The organism is Ruegeria sp. AF3 (assembly GCF_056536285.1).
Map to the genome: position 1 here is coordinate 45,412 of NZ_JBQFJM010000003.1, position 14,920 is coordinate 60,331.

Here is a 14,920-nt window from a genome sequence, read left to right on the forward strand (position 1 = left end):
TCGTGGTTTTCTACGGTCGCAGTTGTCATGCCGCCTTCCCCATGTAAGCTTCCTTGACGCGCGGGTCGGCCGAAACTTCCTGATAGTTGCCCTCGGTCAGGACGGCGCCGCGCTGCAGAACGGTGATTGTGTCGCAGAGACGAGAAACAACGCTGAGGTTGTGCTCGACCATGAGGATGGTGCGGTTGGCCGAGACTTTACGGATCAGTTCGGTGACCAATTCCACGTCTTCACGGCCCATGCCCTGTGTCGGTTCATCCAACAGCATCAACTCTGGCTCCATCGCCAGCGTGGTAGCAATTTCTAGTGCCCGCTTTCGGCCGTAGGACATATCTGCGACCTGGCTGTCGGAAAACCGTTCGAGCCCAACCATCGTTAGAAGCTCGTCTGCTCGGTCATTCAGTCCACTCAAAGACTTGACCGAACGCCAGAAATGGAAGGATGTCCCCAGTTTGCGTTGCAGAGCGACACGCACGTTTTCCCGTGCGGTCATGTGTGGGAAGACTGCCGAAATCTGGAAGGATCTGATCACACCCTTGCGCGCGATCTCTGCCGATTTGATATGTGTGATGTCTTCGCCATTGTACTTGATTGAGCCGCGCGTCGGAATCAAGAACTTGGTCAACAAGTTAAAGACAGTTGTCTTGCCCGCGCCATTGGGACCGATCAACGCGTGGATTTGGTGCCGCTGAACCCGCAAATCCACATTGTCCACGGCAGTAAAGCCTTTGAACTCTTTCGTAAGTCCGTCGGTTTCAAGAATGTATTGTCCAGTGTTGGTCATTGTCTTACCCGGAAAAGTTGGGGAGGAACGCGGGAGGAAAACGCCCTCCCCCAGTTGCAGGGAGGGTTCAGGATGTTTCTTCCAACGACCTTGCTCGATCACGCAGGACGAATTTTTGAACCTTGCCGGTTGAAGTCTTCGGCAGCTCACCGAAGACGACGGTCTTGGGGGCCTTGAACCGCGCCATGTTTTCCCGGCAGTAGGCGATGATCTCTTCAGCCGTCGCGTCTTTGCCCGGCTTGAGCGCAACAAAGGCACAAGGGGTTTCCCCCCATTTCTCGTCGGGACGGGCCACGACGGCGGCCTCCATGACGGCAGGATGTTTGTAGAGCACATCCTCGACCTCAACCGAGCTGATGTTTTCACCGCCCGAGATGATGATGTCCTTGGACCGGTCTTTCAGCTCGACATAGCCGTCGGGGTGCATGACCCCAAGGTCGCCGCTAGCGAACCAGCCTCCTTTGAAAGATTTGCTCGTTGCCGAAGGATTCTTGAGGTAACCCTTCATCACATTGTTGCCGCGCATGAAGATTTCACCCATAGACTCGCCGTCGTTGGGCATGGGTTCCAGCGTGTCCGGATCGGCCACCATGAGAGCGGACAAAGCGACATTCTTGACGCCTTGCCGCGCTTTCAACTTGGCTTTCTCATCTGTCGATTTTTCGTCCCATCCACCTTTCCAGGCACAAACCACGGAAGGACCGTAGGTCTCTGTGAGACCGTAGACATGGGTGACTTCGATCCCCATGTTTTCCATATTTGCGATGACCGCCGCGGGCGGCGATGCCCCGGCAGTCATGACTTTTACCTCGTGGCTGAAGTCCTTCAGCTCATCCGGAGCATTCGCGAGCATGTTCAAAACAATCGGCGCGCCGCAGAAATGGGTCACCTTTTCATCGCGGATCAACTGATAGATCGGTTCCGCGCGCACGGCACGCAGACAGACGCATACGCCGGCATTCGCGGCGATGGTCCAAGGAAAACACCAGCCGTTGCAATGGAACATGGGCAGGGTCCACAGATACCGTGAATGATGACCCATGCCCCAGGTCACGATATTGGACAGCGCGTTCAAGGCCGCGCCACGATGATGGTAGACAACCCCCTTGGGGTCGCCGGTGGTGCCCGATGTGTAGTTCAGGCTGATTGCGTCCCATTCGTTGCCGGGAAGAACAAAATCGTAATCCTCAGCACCCTCGGCCAACAACTCTTCGTAGGTTAGCGACCCGACACGCGTTCCGCCCTCAAAGCTCGCATCCTCGATATCAACCACCAGCATGTCATCACGGCCGGTCATCTTGATGGCGGTGCCGACGACTTCGGAAAACTCTGGATCGACCAGAACCGCCTTGGCTTCTGCATGGTTGAGAATGAACGCTATGGCCTCTGCATCGAGGCGGGTGTTCACAGTATTCAGCACAGCACCGCACATGGGGACGCCGAAATGTGCTTCGAACATTTCCGGGATGTTGGCGGCAATGACCGAAACGGTATCGTCCTTGCCGATTCCGCGCGCGGCCAAACCGCTACCCAGGCGCTTCATCCGTGCGTAGGTTTCGCCCCACGTAAGCCTAAGGTCGTTGTAGACCACCGCGACATATTCCGGATAAATTGTCGCCGTCCGCTCCACAAAGCTGAGCGGCGTAAGCGCTTCGAAATTCGCTGAATTCGCGTCAAGACCTGAACTGTAGATGCCAGCGTGCGACATGTAGCTCCCCCCCTTTGGACCGACCGAGACTCATGGGCCGGTTTACGAGGCCTTAACTACACACACTGATCTTGCGGAAGTTTGCTTGAATTGTACTCAATTGTGACGCGGAGGAAATTTCACTTGGTAATCCGCCACGCGCCCCCAATCATAAGGCCGGTATCACGCTTTTCGGAGGTTACCTCGTGGTCAGGCAGCCAAGAGAAATCACAGACGCCGTTCATATTTTGGAAGGGCTGGAACATCTTGATCAGGGAATAACCATTTTTGATCAAGATCTTAAGCTTGTCGCTTGGAACACCAAATTTCTGGACCTCTATGGCTATCCTGCCGACATGGCTTACCGAGGGGCGAGCTTCGACTCCTTCATCAGATATAACGCCGAACGCGGAGAATATGGTGAGGGGGATGTGTCCGAGCAAGTCGGCGCTCGCGTTGAGACCGCCCGCAAGTTTCAAAAGCACCAGTTGGAACGCACCACGTCTAGCGGAGCAACAATCCTTGTGGCAGGTACGCCGCTTCCCAACGGCGGTTTTGTCACCACCTATTCTGACACCACACGTTACACACTCAGAACTAAGGAATTGCAGCGACAGGTTGACCAGCGAAGCAGCGAGCTACAGCTCAGTGAAGAGCGTCTGAGCTTAATTGCAGACGAAGTCCCAGCTGGCATTGCTCACGTCGATAAGGATATGACCCTCCTTTACATGAACAAGCGGTTCGCTCGCGCATATCAGGTCGATCAACATGCCGCCGTCGGGCTGAACGCCTACGATGTGCTTCACCCTAATACCATGGAAGAATCCTCGCGCTTTTTCGAACAGGCACGGCGCGGCATTCTGGTTGATTTCGAGATGCGATTAGAGCTGCCAGGTGGGCGCTTCAAGGATGTGCGCACACTGTTGCGACCTGAAAAACCGTCGTCGGGAGAAGTGATCGGTTTCTATCTCGTATCCATTGATGTTACCCGGCGGAAATCAACCTTGAATGCGCTGATGCGCTCCCAGAAGATGGATGCACTTGGTCGGATGGCCAGCGGAATATCTCATGATTTCAACAATCTATTAACCATTATCCTGGGCAATCTTAATCCCCTGACCGAGCTCATTTCGGATGAACTCGTCGAAGAATATGTGGCTCCATCCATTTCCGCCGCACGACGTGGTTCTTCGCTTACAAAACGTCTGGTGTCATTGGCGCGGCGCGAACAGTTCGATCCGGCCCCAACTGATATTGGCGAGGCGATCACAGAAATCGCGAAACTGCTTGAATCCTCAGTCCCGGAAAGTTTGACGATTACTGTAGAACAAAGTGACAATCTCCCCATAGCGCTGGTCGATCTTTCGCAACTCGAAATGGCTATGCTCAACCTGACGCTGAATGCACGCGACGCTACCGACGGACGGGGGAATATTGAAATTCGATCTGAGCCCTTTGAAATGACTCAGGATCATGCAGATATGACGCATCTTCCAACAGGCCTTTATGTAAAAATCAGTTTCCACGACAATGGCTGTGGAATGGCGCCCGATCTTTCGGAAAAGATCTTTGAACCGTTCTTCACCTCGAAAGCTGCTGGTTCAGGGTCCGGGCTAGGTTTATCGATGGTCTACGGCTTCGTGCAACAATCGAACGGCGCCGTTTTCGTTGATAGTACACTAGGCAAGGGAACGACTTTCTCAATCCTCTTGCCAAGCGTTGAACTGAATACGAAAAAACCATTAGCTGACCCGTCCGGCAAAAAGCTGAGAAGTATCGAAAGCACCGGAGCGATTTCTCCGACGAGTTCGGGCCTAGTGCTTTTGGTAGATGACGACATTGACGTCCGTCGCACGGTGCGTCGAAAGATAGCCGGCCTGGGTTACCCGGTCGTAGAGGCGGGCGATGCAGACGAAGCATTGAACCTCATCCGCCAGATCAAAGATATCTCGATCGTAATTTCAGATATCGGCATGCCTGGCACCATGGACGGGATTGGGTTGGCTCATGTTTTGAAAAGTCAATTTGATGAAATCAAGGTAATTCTAATGAGTGGAAATCGGTCCATACAAACCGAAGATGAACTGCCCTCGGATGTTATCTTTTTAAAGAAGCCATTTGAGGCAGATGAACTCCGTTCATGCCTCACAGCGACGAAAGTTGACGATTATGACGGCGCCGAAGATCGGATGAAGATAGAATGAGGACGCTCATCTACCTAATCGAGGATGATCCAGATATTTCCAAGCTGATATCACGGACGCTCAAGCAACAAGGCATGCAAGTTGTGTGTCTCCGAAAACTTTCGGAGCTAGAGATCGCTATGAAAAAACAGGTCCCAGATCTCTGCTTGATAGATCTGAGTTTGCCCGATGGTGATGGCATGACTCTCCTTCAAGACGCCGGCAATTTGGGCTCTTTGCCGAAAATTGTCGTAACTGGACGCGGCAATGTTACTGACCGGGTTGTAGGCTTGGAAATCGGAGCAGACGATTATGTTGTAAAACCTTTCGAGCCCAGAGAATTGGTTGCGCGCGTCCGCGCAGTTCTGCGGCGCTATTCGTCGTCTTCAACACCGAATTTGCAACCCATTGGACAGGACGTAGAATTCGGAGAGTGGGCGGCCGATTTCAACGCATGCACATTGACCCATTCCGACGGTAGCATAGAGACCCTGAGTGCATCGGAAGCATCCCTCCTGAAAGTTTTCGTTGAATCCGCGGGGCGGGTCTTGAGCCGCGATCAATTGCTTGACGCAACCGTGGGTCACCATGACGGTCCCTTTGATCGAAGTATGGACGCGCGAATAAGTCGTCTCAGAAAGAAGCTGCGCGACGACCCGAAAACACCGAAACTGATAAGAACCGTCTATGGCGCCGGATATGTCTTTAGTGCAGCACCGAGGAAAGACGGTGAATAGTCCTTCAAAGCAATGCCAAACCTACGGAATGAAAGAATCTCTGGCAGTATGACATCACATAGCGAGTAGACGAATGCCGCGCTTTCTGGTTGGCAAATATTCACTACAACCCTGCGCCGTTCGACGATTTCTTCTCTTCATCTGCGAATGTAACATATATCGCGTGGCGATATATCATGCACCGTGTCCGTCTCAAAGGCATGAGACTGCGGGACCGTGTAGCACAGAACATCCAGGATTTGAGACGCGCCCGCGGCCTCAGCCAGGAGGAGCTTGCCCATCGAGCCAACGTAAGCCGCGGTCATATGGGCAAGGTCGAGAACGCCAAGTTCGCCGCCTCCCTCGACCTTCTCGAACGCATCGCCAAGGCGCTCAATGTCGATCCCGTCGAACTTTTTGTGAAGCGCTAGTCCGTTTCATCCGAGTTTGATCGCACAGCTCAGCAGAAAAGACACAAGGACAAGAACGGTACGAGTGGCGCGGGTAAATGGCGAAGAGAAAGACAGGCTGGCCTTTCCAGGAAGGGTTTCTGAACGATGGTGCGCAGGAGATCCACCTGTTCACCGATTACCGTTGGAATGACGGCTCGGTGAGTCGCCGCTGGCATGTCGATCCGGAACGCTTTGATGTTTGTCTGGCTGAGCTGCGCCCGTTTTCCCTGACGCCCAGTAAAAGTTCAGATCAGTAGGAAAACCACTCCGAGTGGCCCATGTTGCCCTCGTAGTCGCCAAATTCAACCATGATGCTGCGGGAATAGAAGTGCCAAAGACCGCCACTGGTCGGATAGGCGATCTCTTGTCCACTTTCCGAGATGAATGTCGCGGGCCAGGGCGTGTGGGATCCGTAGACCCGCTGAATGTAACGGCATGTCCGGTTTTCGCGATCGCAGGAGCGGATCGACCAGTCCCACTGACGTGGTTCGTCACGCGGCTCGTAGGAGCGCCCGGTGAACCAGATCACATGAGTGCGGTTCAGCCATTCATACTCCGGCAGGTTGGTGTCGAGCTCACCCTCTCCGCCGGGTCCACCCAGCTCAACCGGCACATGGGCGAAGGTGCAGACCCCGAAGGGCGGCAGGCTTGGCCAGGGCGTGATGCGGCGGATCATGGTGCGATAGGCCCGTGCACATACGGCGCTCGGGGGGAAACCACCCGCCATGCAGAGCATGATGGCGCAGTCGATGTCATAGGCCTGCGCCTTCTCCGGGGCTCCAAACACCGCCATCACCCCCATCGCCGCCGCCATCAATTGCCGTTTCATGTCACTCTCCCGCAAAAGTTGCGCAGACTATCGCGCAATATGTATTTATCTGCAATATGTCGTATTGACTCCATATGACTTTATGGATTTAAGCGCAGGAAGTAGAAGGGCTCTCGTGGGGAGAGTCCGAACATGCCGATAGCGCGCAACCAGATCCTGATCACCATCGATGGTGTCAAAGACCTGTCCGAAAAGGGCATCGCGTTCCGCTGCCGGTATGAACTCGTGGGGTTCACGGACGATGGCAAGCCGCGCTACCAGTGCATCTACCTGCGCGACGGCGAGCCGGAAGCCATTCTGGTCTCGACCCGGATCACCCCGCACGGGCCAGAGCCGCGGTATTTCAACATATGGCCGGGGCTCTTCAAACATCATCTCGAGTTCGGTGACGGGCGCGATCTGCGCTTTGGTCCTGATTACAGCATCACCCTCGAGGAGCGCGGCTGACGTCATCGCCTTCGGCCGCGACGGGACGGCCCGGACTTCTGGCTGGACCTTTCATGGCGAGCGACCTGCCTGGGCGGGGCTGGATGATAGCACCGAGGCCGAAGTCGTTCTGGCCTCGCTGGACGCCACGCCGCCTTCCAGTCGCGACGGCATTCTCGCGCTGATCCGCACCACCGCAGAGCGCCATGCGGGCAATCGTGCCTTGGGTCGCGTCGGTCTCGACGCGCAGGACTGGCAGATCCTGTTCCGCGCTCTGGTCGAGGCCGAAAGCAGCTACAATCCGACTGCCCTGAGCCCCAAGGGCGCCTATGGTCTTGGCCAACTGATGCCGGACACGGCCCGTGCCCTCGGGGTCGATCCGCGCGATCCCTCCCAGAACCTCGATGGCGCAGCGCGCTACCTGCTGGCGCAGCTTGCGACCTTCAAGGACATCGACCTGGCGCTTGCCGCCTATAATGCCGGGCCGCACCGCGTGGTCGAATATTCCGGTGTCCCGCCTTTCGCCGAGACCCGCGACTACATCGCGCGCATCCATTGGATCCGCTCCAGGCTCGCGGGCACGCCCGTTGCCGCTCCGGACATCCGCGTCGCAGACCGGGTTCCAGCCCGCGCGCCCGTCCTCATCGATCTTCAGTAAAACAAGGGAACTTCGCATGCTTCGACATCGCCTCAGCCGCCTCTTGCCTGCCGCCACAACCCTGGCGGCTTTCGCAACGCCCGCTCTCGCGCAAGACTTGTCACCCATCCAGACCATGCTGGAAACCGTCGAGGCCGCGTTGACCGGTCCGATCGGGATCGCGGTCGCCACGCTTGCGGTCATCGGCACCGGCTTCATGTGCATGATGGGACGGCTGAACTGGGGCTGGTTCGCATCGGTCATCATCGGGATCGTGCTGATCTTCTCGGCCGGCACCATCGTTGACGGCTTCTCCTGAGAACCGAGTAGAGCAGTGGCAGAACGATCTCCCCTCTTTCTGGGCCTCGCCCGTCCGCCCAAGTATCTGGGCCTCCCCGTCGGATACCTCGTGGTGCTGGCGACAGGGGTCGTTCTGCCGTTCATCTGGACGAAGTCGATGGTCTTCTTCCTGATTGGTCTCGTCGCCTATCCGATCCTCTGGTTCGTCGCCGACCGCGAGCCGCATTTCTTCGAAGTGCTGCGCGTCTCCTATGGATCGGTGCGCCCGACGAAGAACCGGGCCCTGCATGGAGGCGACAGCTTTGGCGCTTGATGCGGGCACACTTTCCACTCACGGAACGGCACTACTTCAGGCTGGCGGCGGGGCGTTCGCGCGGGAGAGCTATCTCGCCGAACACCTGCCGTATTTCGCGCTCGCGGATGATGATGTCATGGTCCTGCGCGAGGGCGACCTCTTGGCGACCCTGCGCCTTGATGGTCTGAACCCGATGACCAGTGAGGACGCCCGGCTCGACGCGCTCAAACGCGCGGTCGCGGCCATCGTCGCCCAGACCGGCAACGCCTTCGGCTTCTACATCCACCGCATCTCGGTCCCGCAGGATCTCGGGATGCGCGCGATCGAGGGGGACAGCTTCGCCGCCGCGATCGACGCGCGCTGGCAGGCCCATGTCAAAGACCTGCGCCCGGCCAAACGCCAGCTCTATCTCAGCGTGATCCGGCGGCCCGACATTTCGGCCCGCATTCCGCTTCTGCGGGCGCTGGCTCGCAAGGCCTGGGTCAAGGACCGCGCGACGCGGATGCAAGAACTGAACGAGGTTATGGGCTTCTTCGAGGTGGCGCTTGCCTCGGCCAATCCCGTGCGGCTGACCCGCAAGGGCGGCGAATGGCTGGGCTACCTCGATACGCTGAACGCAGGCAGCTTCTCCCCCATCGCCTTCGGGCAAAGCGCTCTGCCCCTCTCGCATACCTTGAGCAATTGCCGCGCGACCTTCGACGGCGACGTCGTCACCCTGACCGACGCCGTGACCGGTCAGATCAAATACGGCGCGCTCTTTTCGATGAAGACCTACCCGGCATTGACCGATGTGACGCTGCTCGATGCGCTCGACCTGCCGCTCGACATCGTGCTCACGAACTCCTTCAGCCCGATCCCGAACAACATTATGGCCGAACGCATCCAGCGGATCATCCGCCAGATGCATGCCTCCGACGATGCCGCCGTCTCCCTGCGGGAACAACTCGGCCAAGCCGCCGATGATCAGGAGGCGGGGCGCATCGCCTTTGGCGACCATCACCTCTCGATCGCGGTTTATGCGCCAGACCGCGACACGCTCGAGCGGGCCGCTGCCCAGATCAAACGCGTGGGCCAGGAGATCATGTCTGTCATCGTGCGCGAGAACATGGCGCTGAAAGCCACCTACTTCGCGCAATCTCCGGGAAATTTCGGCTACAGGGCGCGGAAGACGCCGATCTCCTCGATCAACTTCGCCGACTTCGCCGCGCTCCATGGCAGTGTCGAGGGGCGAGGTCCTGACCAGTCGCCCTGGGGTCAGACCATCTCGGTCCTCCCCACGGTCGGCACCTCGGGCTATCGCTTCAATTTTCACGAGGCGGGCAACCCTGGCAAAGAACCGACCGTTGGCCATACGCTGGTTCTGGGGCGCACTGGCACCGGCAAGACGCTGACCACCGCTTTCCTCGCAGCCCAAGCGCAACGGGTCGGCGCACGGCTCTTTTTCTTCGACAAGGATCGCGGCCTCGAGATGGCCGTGCGCGCCCTTGGTGGCCGCTACAACGAAATCCGCGCCGGTGTGCCCTCGGGCTTGAACCCCCTCGATACCGAAATCGACGAACGTGGCCGCGCCTGGCTCTCGGATTGGCTTTCGACACTTCTCACACGCAATGGAACCCTCACCGGCGAGCAGTCACGACACATCCAGAGCGCTGTCGCGCAAAATGCCCATGCCGAGGGCTCGCTCCGGCGCTTCGCGAGTTTCGAAACCCTGTTTCAGTCGCTCGATGACGATGGCGAGCTACAGTTCCGCGTCGCCGAATGGGCCCCGGGCGGCCGCTACGGCTGGGTCTTCGATGAGCCGGAATACGGTGCCGGGCTTGAACTGGCCTCCGACATCATTGGTTTCGACATGACCGAAATCCTCGACATGACTACTGAGCGCATGGCGGTGCTCTCCTACATCTTCCGCCAGATCGAACGCGTGGTCGAGGATCGCCGCCCCACCATCATCGTGCTCGACGAGGCCTGGAAGCTCCTGGACGACCCATATTTCGGGGCCCGGCTGGAAAACTGGCTGGTCACGCTACGCAAGATGAACTGCGTCGTGATCATGATGACGCAGTATCCGAACCAATTGCGCGACAGCCGCGTCGGCAAAACCATCGTCGAGACGGTGCCGACGCAGATCCTCTTCCCGAACGATCGCGCCACGGTCTCCGATTACGATTTTCTCCGCGTCAACGCCAAGGAGGCTGCCCTTCTCGTCCAGCCCACCATCGGTCAGCGCATCGCGCTCATCCGCTCAGCTGGCGACAGCGTCTTCGTCGATGCCGACCTCTCCGCGCTCGGCGACCTCCTTCCCATCCTTGGCGGCGGGGCCACCGGTGAGGCCCGCGTGCCCGCCGATTGGCGCGCCAACCCTGATTTCTGGAGACATGCGAAATGAGTTCGAAACCCCTCCTCGCGTTTTGCGCCGCCACAAGCCTTCTGGCCGCTTGCGAGAAATACACCGAGAAGACCTCGCCCTGCTTCGGACGCAATGGCGCGCCGCAGGTGACGCGCGCCGCGTTTTCGGTCTCGACCATGGGCGCACCGGCTCACGCAACAGCCAAACCCGACTGCACTTTCGAGCCCCTGCCCCGTCCGGAATGAGCCGCGCCGCGATCATATCCGCCGGGCTCTGCCTCGGCCTTGGTTCCCTGCCCGCCCATGGCCAGGGCGTGCCGACACAGGATAATTCCGCGATCGGCCGCGCCATCGCGCGGGTGACAGCGCTCGCCGAGGATCTGGGCGTCCAGCAGGACAAGGATCGGACAGAGTCGACCCTGGCCGATGTGCAGGCCGACCAGCTGCGCGTCCTCGAGGAAATGACCGCCGCGATCACCGGCCCCGGCTTCGATATCCGCGCGCTCGAGGGCAATGCGGATTTCGGGGTAGCGGCGGTCTACCCGAACACCGATCCGAGCCCGATGAACAGCCGCCTCTTCGGCGAGGGCCGCGAGACGGTCGAGATGATGATCGTCGAGGTGGCAGGCGAATTTGCAGGCGCGCCCGGTGTGGCCCGCGCCGGTCTCTCGGCCACCCAATGGCGCTGCCTCTTCCAGGCCCTGATCAAGCAGGAGAGCCGCTTCAACGTCGCCGCTGAAAGCCCGGTCGGCGCCTATGGTCTGACCCAGCTCATGCCTGGCACCGCCTCCGATCTTGGAGTCGACCGCTACGATGTGAAAGACAACCTCCGCGGCGGGGCCCGCTACATCACGACCCAGCTCAATCGCTTCGGCAACATTCCGCACGCACTCGCAGCCTATAACGCGGGACCGGGTCGGGTCATCGAATATGGCGGCGTGCCGCCCTTTGCCGAGACCCAAGGCTACGTGCGCAACATCTCCAAATTCTACAACGAGTACCTCGCTGTGGTGGGCGGCGCCGACGCGCTCGGCACGCTCTCTCCCTCGGATTTTGCGCTCGCCGAATATGCGAGCATCTCCGAGGCGGGCGTCTATTACGCCGCCGACAGTTCGGCGACGACCGAGCAGGTCATCAATCGCCTCCGCGCGATCATCCTGCAGATCGATGCCCAGCCCAATGCCAAGGCGGCTTGGGAACTCAACACCTACGCCAAGGCCGAGATCGGCCGCATCCTCAATCTCCGCGTCCGGCTGATGGCCGCCAACCAGCAGCGCGAGGCGGCCCATGCGCAGCACCTTGTGGCCGACCGGCTGGCCGAGCGCGACTTCATGCAGATGGGAGTTCCCGAATGAGACAGCTTCTCCTGACCGTGGCTGCGGTCACAACACTCGGACTCTCCGAGCCCGCCTCTTCCCAGGGCGTACCAACCTTTGATGGCTCGCAGCTTGGCCAGCTGGTGGCGCAGCTCGAACACATGGCCGAGGACCTGAACGTCCAAATGCAGCAACTCGCCACCATGCGGCTGGAGTTGGAAACCCAGCTGTCGCAGCTCACAAACCTCGAGGCGCAACTGACCTCGCTGATCGAAGGCAGCGGGTTGGGAGAACTCTTTGCCACTGTCGAAGAATTCCGCGCGCTCCGCGGCAAGCTCGTGGCCCCGCTCAATACCGCGCAGTCCTTGGCCAGCGGTGATTTCCTGAGCGGCTTCAATCCCGGCGCGGAACTCTCGGCCTCGGTCGAGCGCGCCCTTTCAGGCAGCGGCTTCACCTCGGAACGCCTGAGCACGCTTTCGGGCTCCGATCAGCCCGCCGACAACCGCATCGCGACCTCGGCCGGTGCCAGTGCGATGCTCTCCGTCGCGGCGCAAGAAAGCCATGAAGAGGCGGGGCAAAGCCTCGAACGGCTCGAGACCATGGTCGGGCTCATCGACGATCAGGACGGGCTGAAGGCCGCCGTCGATCTCAACACCCGCGTTACCGCCGAACTTGGCATCATCCTGACCCAGATCTGGCGGCTGGAAGCGGCGCAAGGCGTGAGTGCAGGCCAGCTTGGCGTTGTCGATGCCGCGACCCTCGCGGATGAGCGCAAGTTCCGCTCAATGGCGGTGGATCCATGAGGCAAGCCATGACCCACAGCTTGGCGCCAATTCGGTCTCTTTGTCTCGCCGCGCTCGTAGTGAGTGCCCTGCCCTGTGCCGCGCTGGCCCAAACCCCGAGCACGAACCCGTCCGGCGACACGCCCTTCAGCTCGATGGCCATCGCGCCGGACGAAAATGACGCCTGCCGCGTCCCAAAACCGCCCGCCGATCTGGCCGAGACCGCCTATCTCCGCAACGGCTACCGCGCGATCCTGCGCATCCTGATTGCCGAAGAAGCCCTCGCCTCGGAAACCTGCACCTGCCTGCTGGATCAGTTCACCTGGGATCAGGCGATCACCGCCCTGCCCCGGTTCCAGACCTCGGACAACCCGCGCCTGCCGTTCAAGGTGCTCGATCTCTACGCGCAAGCCGACGCGCTCGAGGCGCAAGTTGTGGAGGCCTGCGTAAAGTAGATGGGCGTTATTCGCGACATCCTGAGCCAGGTCGACGCGGCGGTGGATACCGTGGCGCAGGACGGCTTTGTCTCTTCGGCAGGTGCTGTCGGCGACGTGATCTCCGCCGGGGCCGCGCTCCTTGTCGTGCTCCTCGGGATCAACGCGGTGATGCAACTCCGCCCCCTTCCCTTCGGCACCGGGTTTGCCTTCGGGATGAAGGTGGCACTGGTGGGCTTATTCGCGCAGAGCTGGGAAAATTTCAGCGTCATCTATGACATCGTCACGCGGGTGCCCGACTCCGTCGGCGCCTCGATCCTGGCGCTTACCGGCTCGGGCGACGAGGCCGGGGTCTATGAGAGCCTCGACAACATGGTCGCCCGCATCACCGCCTATGGCGATACGATCGGCGACCGCGCGGGCTGGGTCTTCGGCGCAGTTCTGGGAGCGATCTTCTTCGTCCTTTCCGCCGTTTTCGCCGCCGTCACCGCCGGGATTATCGCCTTCGCCCGCATCGTCTTCGCGCTGATGATCGTCATCGCCCCCTTCATGATCGTGACCTCGCTCTTCAAGCCGACCCAGTCGCTTTTCGAGGCCTGGACCCGCGCCACCATCGGCTATGCGCTCATGCCCGTCGCGGCCGCCGGGGCCGCGGGCATCATCGTGGCGATCGCCGAGGCCATCGGGGACGCCTCCGCCGATCCGGGCGATGTCGAGACCGTCAGCCTCATCCTGCCCTTCCTCGTGATCCTCATCCTCAGCGCCGGGATAATGGCCTCGGTCCCCTACATCGCCTCCAACCTCACCGGCGTCGTTGGCATTGCGTCCAATGCTGTGGGTCTCACGGGCCTTGCGCGTCAGGGTTTCGTGAACACACGGGAGTATGGCGCGGGCGCGACCTCGCGCCTCGTCACCGGCAAGTCCCCGCATGAGCTGAACCAGATGGCCAATGCGGGCGTGGTGAAGACCGGCGAGCTGATCCGGCAAAGCCCCGGCGCGCTCCTCTCCGCCGCCAAGGCCTTTCGCAAACCCTGATTTGAAAGACGACCACTTTGAAGAAGACTGTAACCAGTTCCTCCGCGCCTGACCGCGACGCTTTCGAGGCGGATTTCATCTACGGGCCAAGGCAGCGTGAGCGCTTCGCATGGTTTGTCGCGGCGGCCGGTGTGCTGGTCGGCGTCGCAGGCATGGTCGCGGGCGCGAGCCTCTTTCCGCTCAAATCGACCGAGACCTTCGTGGTCGTGGTCGACAAGGAAACCGGCGAGATGGACCGGGTTGCGGCTGTCCAGGCGCTGACGCTTTCCGAGAGCGACGCCATCATTCAGGCCAATCTCGTCGCTTACGTCGATGACCGAGAGACCTATGATCTGACCGATGGCGAGCAACGCATCAACTCGGTGCTCGATCGCTCGAATGGCGACGCCGCCCGCACGCTGCGTGATCTCTGGTCCTCCACCAACGAAGACTACCCGATCACCGTCTATGGCCGCGACGCCAAGATCGAGGTGGTGATCAAGTCGGTGAACCAGATCGAGCGCGGCGTGGCACAGGTCCGCTTCACCCGCACGCTCCGCCGCCCCCGAGATACCCGCACCGTCACCCGGTCTTACGTGGCCACCGTCGGCTACGACTTCCAACCCGAAACCCGCCAGCGCCTTCAGGACGTCTGGGCCAACCCCTTGGGCTTCGTGGTGACCTCCTACCGCGTCGATGCCGAGACCCTGGAGAACTGA

The 14,920-nt window shown here is 59.8% G+C and carries 18 protein-coding genes; 15 read left to right on the top strand and 3 right to left on the bottom strand.

Going from position 1 to position 14,920, the window contains the following annotated elements; translation table 11 throughout:
- Nucleotides 1–25 precede the first annotated feature (25 nt).
- Nucleotides 26–784, bottom strand: coding sequence for an ABC transporter ATP-binding protein (locus tag ACR3FC_RS20440; protein ID WP_480478268.1), 759 nt, complete (start codon nucleotides 782–784; stop codon nucleotides 26–28).
- Between the two features lie 67 nt (nucleotides 785–851).
- Nucleotides 852–2,492, bottom strand: a complete 1,641-nt coding sequence (locus ACR3FC_RS20445; protein ID WP_480478270.1) for an acyl-CoA synthetase — start codon at nucleotides 2,490–2,492, stop codon at nucleotides 852–854.
- A gap of 185 nt (nucleotides 2,493–2,677) precedes the next feature.
- Between ACR3FC_RS20445 and ACR3FC_RS20450 the strand changes: the two genes are divergently transcribed.
- The 4 genes from ACR3FC_RS20450 to ACR3FC_RS20465 all read left to right on the top strand — a co-directional run bounded on the left by ACR3FC_RS20450 (nucleotide 2,678) and on the right by ACR3FC_RS20465 (nucleotide 6,079).
- Nucleotides 2,678–4,675 carry a PAS-domain containing protein gene (locus ACR3FC_RS20450; protein WP_480478272.1) on the top strand — a complete coding sequence of 666 codons (1,998 nt, stop codon included), beginning with the start codon at nucleotides 2,678–2,680 and terminating at the stop codon, nucleotides 4,673–4,675.
- Nucleotides 4,672–5,391: a response regulator gene (locus ACR3FC_RS20455; RefSeq protein WP_480478274.1), complete on the top strand. Its 720-nt coding sequence runs from the start codon at nucleotides 4,672–4,674 to the stop codon at nucleotides 5,389–5,391. Before ACR3FC_RS20450 ends, ACR3FC_RS20455 begins: the two co-directional genes overlap by 4 nt.
- 89 nt (nucleotides 5,392–5,480) lie before the next feature.
- Nucleotides 5,481–5,801, top strand: coding sequence for a helix-turn-helix domain-containing protein (locus tag ACR3FC_RS20460; protein ID WP_480478276.1), 321 nt, complete (start codon nucleotides 5,481–5,483; stop codon nucleotides 5,799–5,801).
- 77 nt (nucleotides 5,802–5,878) lie between these two features.
- Nucleotides 5,879–6,079 carry a hypothetical protein gene (locus ACR3FC_RS20465; protein WP_480478278.1) on the top strand — a complete coding sequence of 67 codons (201 nt, stop codon included), beginning with the start codon at nucleotides 5,879–5,881 and terminating at the stop codon, nucleotides 6,077–6,079.
- Here ACR3FC_RS20465 and ACR3FC_RS20470 read toward each other — a convergent pair.
- Nucleotides 6,073–6,651, bottom strand: a complete 579-nt coding sequence (locus ACR3FC_RS20470) for a hypothetical protein (protein WP_480478280.1) — start codon at nucleotides 6,649–6,651, stop codon at nucleotides 6,073–6,075. The two genes, ACR3FC_RS20465 and ACR3FC_RS20470, sit on opposite strands and share 7 nt — an antisense overlap.
- 132 nt (nucleotides 6,652–6,783) lie before the next feature.
- On the opposite strand from ACR3FC_RS20470, the gene ACR3FC_RS20475 reads away from it, so the two are divergent.
- From ACR3FC_RS20475 to ACR3FC_RS20525, 11 genes are read left to right on the top strand one after another with little or no spacing between them, the layout of a single operon-like run.
- Nucleotides 6,784–7,098, top strand: coding sequence for a hypothetical protein (locus ACR3FC_RS20475; RefSeq protein WP_480478282.1), 315 nt, complete (start codon nucleotides 6,784–6,786; stop codon nucleotides 7,096–7,098).
- A complete protein-coding gene (locus tag ACR3FC_RS20480) occupies nucleotides 7,037–7,735 on the top strand; it encodes a lytic transglycosylase domain-containing protein (RefSeq protein WP_480478284.1) in 699 nt (232 codons plus the stop codon). The genes ACR3FC_RS20475 and ACR3FC_RS20480 overlap by 62 nt, the downstream gene beginning before the upstream one ends.
- Before the next feature lie 16 nt (nucleotides 7,736–7,751).
- Nucleotides 7,752–8,033, top strand: a complete 282-nt coding sequence (locus tag ACR3FC_RS20485; RefSeq protein WP_009574106.1) for a TrbC/VirB2 family protein — start codon at nucleotides 7,752–7,754, stop codon at nucleotides 8,031–8,033.
- A gap of 15 nt (nucleotides 8,034–8,048) precedes the next feature.
- The gene (locus tag ACR3FC_RS20490; RefSeq protein WP_038070148.1) at nucleotides 8,049–8,327 is read left to right on the top strand and encodes a VirB3 family type IV secretion system protein; all 279 of its coding nucleotides are present in this window, start codon (nucleotides 8,049–8,051) and stop codon (nucleotides 8,325–8,327) included.
- The gene (locus ACR3FC_RS20495; RefSeq protein ID WP_480478286.1) at nucleotides 8,302–10,695 is read left to right on the top strand and encodes a VirB4 family type IV secretion/conjugal transfer ATPase; all 2,394 of its coding nucleotides are present in this window, start codon (nucleotides 8,302–8,304) and stop codon (nucleotides 10,693–10,695) included. The genes ACR3FC_RS20490 and ACR3FC_RS20495 overlap by 26 nt, the downstream gene beginning before the upstream one ends.
- A complete protein-coding gene (locus ACR3FC_RS20500; RefSeq protein WP_480478288.1) occupies nucleotides 10,692–10,901 on the top strand; it encodes a hypothetical protein in 210 nt (69 codons plus the stop codon). The genes ACR3FC_RS20495 and ACR3FC_RS20500 overlap by 4 nt, the downstream gene beginning before the upstream one ends.
- Nucleotides 10,898–12,010: a lytic transglycosylase domain-containing protein gene (locus tag ACR3FC_RS20505; RefSeq protein ID WP_480478291.1), complete on the top strand. Its 1,113-nt coding sequence runs from the start codon at nucleotides 10,898–10,900 to the stop codon at nucleotides 12,008–12,010. Before ACR3FC_RS20500 ends, ACR3FC_RS20505 begins: the two co-directional genes overlap by 4 nt.
- Nucleotides 12,007–12,774 (top strand): type IV secretion system protein, encoded by a 768-nt coding sequence (locus ACR3FC_RS20510; RefSeq protein ID WP_480478293.1) that lies wholly within the window; start codon nucleotides 12,007–12,009, stop codon nucleotides 12,772–12,774. The genes ACR3FC_RS20505 and ACR3FC_RS20510 overlap by 4 nt, the downstream gene beginning before the upstream one ends.
- Before the next feature lie 8 nt (nucleotides 12,775–12,782).
- Nucleotides 12,783–13,208 (top strand): hypothetical protein, encoded by a 426-nt coding sequence (locus tag ACR3FC_RS20515; RefSeq protein WP_480478295.1) that lies wholly within the window; start codon nucleotides 12,783–12,785, stop codon nucleotides 13,206–13,208.
- Nucleotides 13,209–14,222, top strand: coding sequence for a TrbL/VirB6 family protein (locus tag ACR3FC_RS20520; RefSeq protein ID WP_480478297.1), 1,014 nt, complete (start codon nucleotides 13,209–13,211; stop codon nucleotides 14,220–14,222). It begins immediately after the preceding gene.
- Nucleotides 14,223–14,239: 17 nt separating this feature from the next.
- Complete coding sequence (locus ACR3FC_RS20525; protein ID WP_480478299.1) at nucleotides 14,240–14,920, top strand: VirB8 family type IV secretion system protein; 681 nt, start codon at nucleotides 14,240–14,242, stop codon at nucleotides 14,918–14,920.

Coding starts and splice junctions, on each gene's coding strand:
- ACR3FC_RS20515 (WP_480478295.1), top strand. CDS start 12,783: ATGACCCACAGCTTGGCGCCAATTCGGTCTCTTTGTCTCGCCGCGCTC.
- ACR3FC_RS20440 (WP_480478268.1), bottom strand. CDS start 784: ATGACCAACACTGGACAATACATTCTTGAAACCGACGGACTTACGAAA.
- ACR3FC_RS20495 (WP_480478286.1), top strand. CDS start 8,302: ATGGAGGCGACAGCTTTGGCGCTTGATGCGGGCACACTTTCCACTCAC.
- ACR3FC_RS20475 (WP_480478282.1), top strand. CDS start 6,784: ATGCCGATAGCGCGCAACCAGATCCTGATCACCATCGATGGTGTCAAA.
- ACR3FC_RS20465 (WP_480478278.1), top strand. CDS start 5,879: ATGGCGAAGAGAAAGACAGGCTGGCCTTTCCAGGAAGGGTTTCTGAAC.
- ACR3FC_RS20510 (WP_480478293.1), top strand. CDS start 12,007: ATGAGACAGCTTCTCCTGACCGTGGCTGCGGTCACAACACTCGGACTC.
- ACR3FC_RS20485 (WP_009574106.1), top strand. CDS start 7,752: ATGCTTCGACATCGCCTCAGCCGCCTCTTGCCTGCCGCCACAACCCTG.
- ACR3FC_RS20520 (WP_480478297.1), top strand. CDS start 13,209: ATGGGCGTTATTCGCGACATCCTGAGCCAGGTCGACGCGGCGGTGGAT.
- ACR3FC_RS20455 (WP_480478274.1), top strand. CDS start 4,672: ATGAGGACGCTCATCTACCTAATCGAGGATGATCCAGATATTTCCAAG.
- ACR3FC_RS20445 (WP_480478270.1), bottom strand. CDS start 2,492: ATGTCGCACGCTGGCATCTACAGTTCAGGTCTTGACGCGAATTCAGCG.
- ACR3FC_RS20470 (WP_480478280.1), bottom strand. CDS start 6,651: ATGAAACGGCAATTGATGGCGGCGGCGATGGGGGTGATGGCGGTGTTT.
- ACR3FC_RS20500 (WP_480478288.1), top strand. CDS start 10,692: ATGAGTTCGAAACCCCTCCTCGCGTTTTGCGCCGCCACAAGCCTTCTG.
- ACR3FC_RS20505 (WP_480478291.1), top strand. CDS start 10,898: ATGAGCCGCGCCGCGATCATATCCGCCGGGCTCTGCCTCGGCCTTGGT.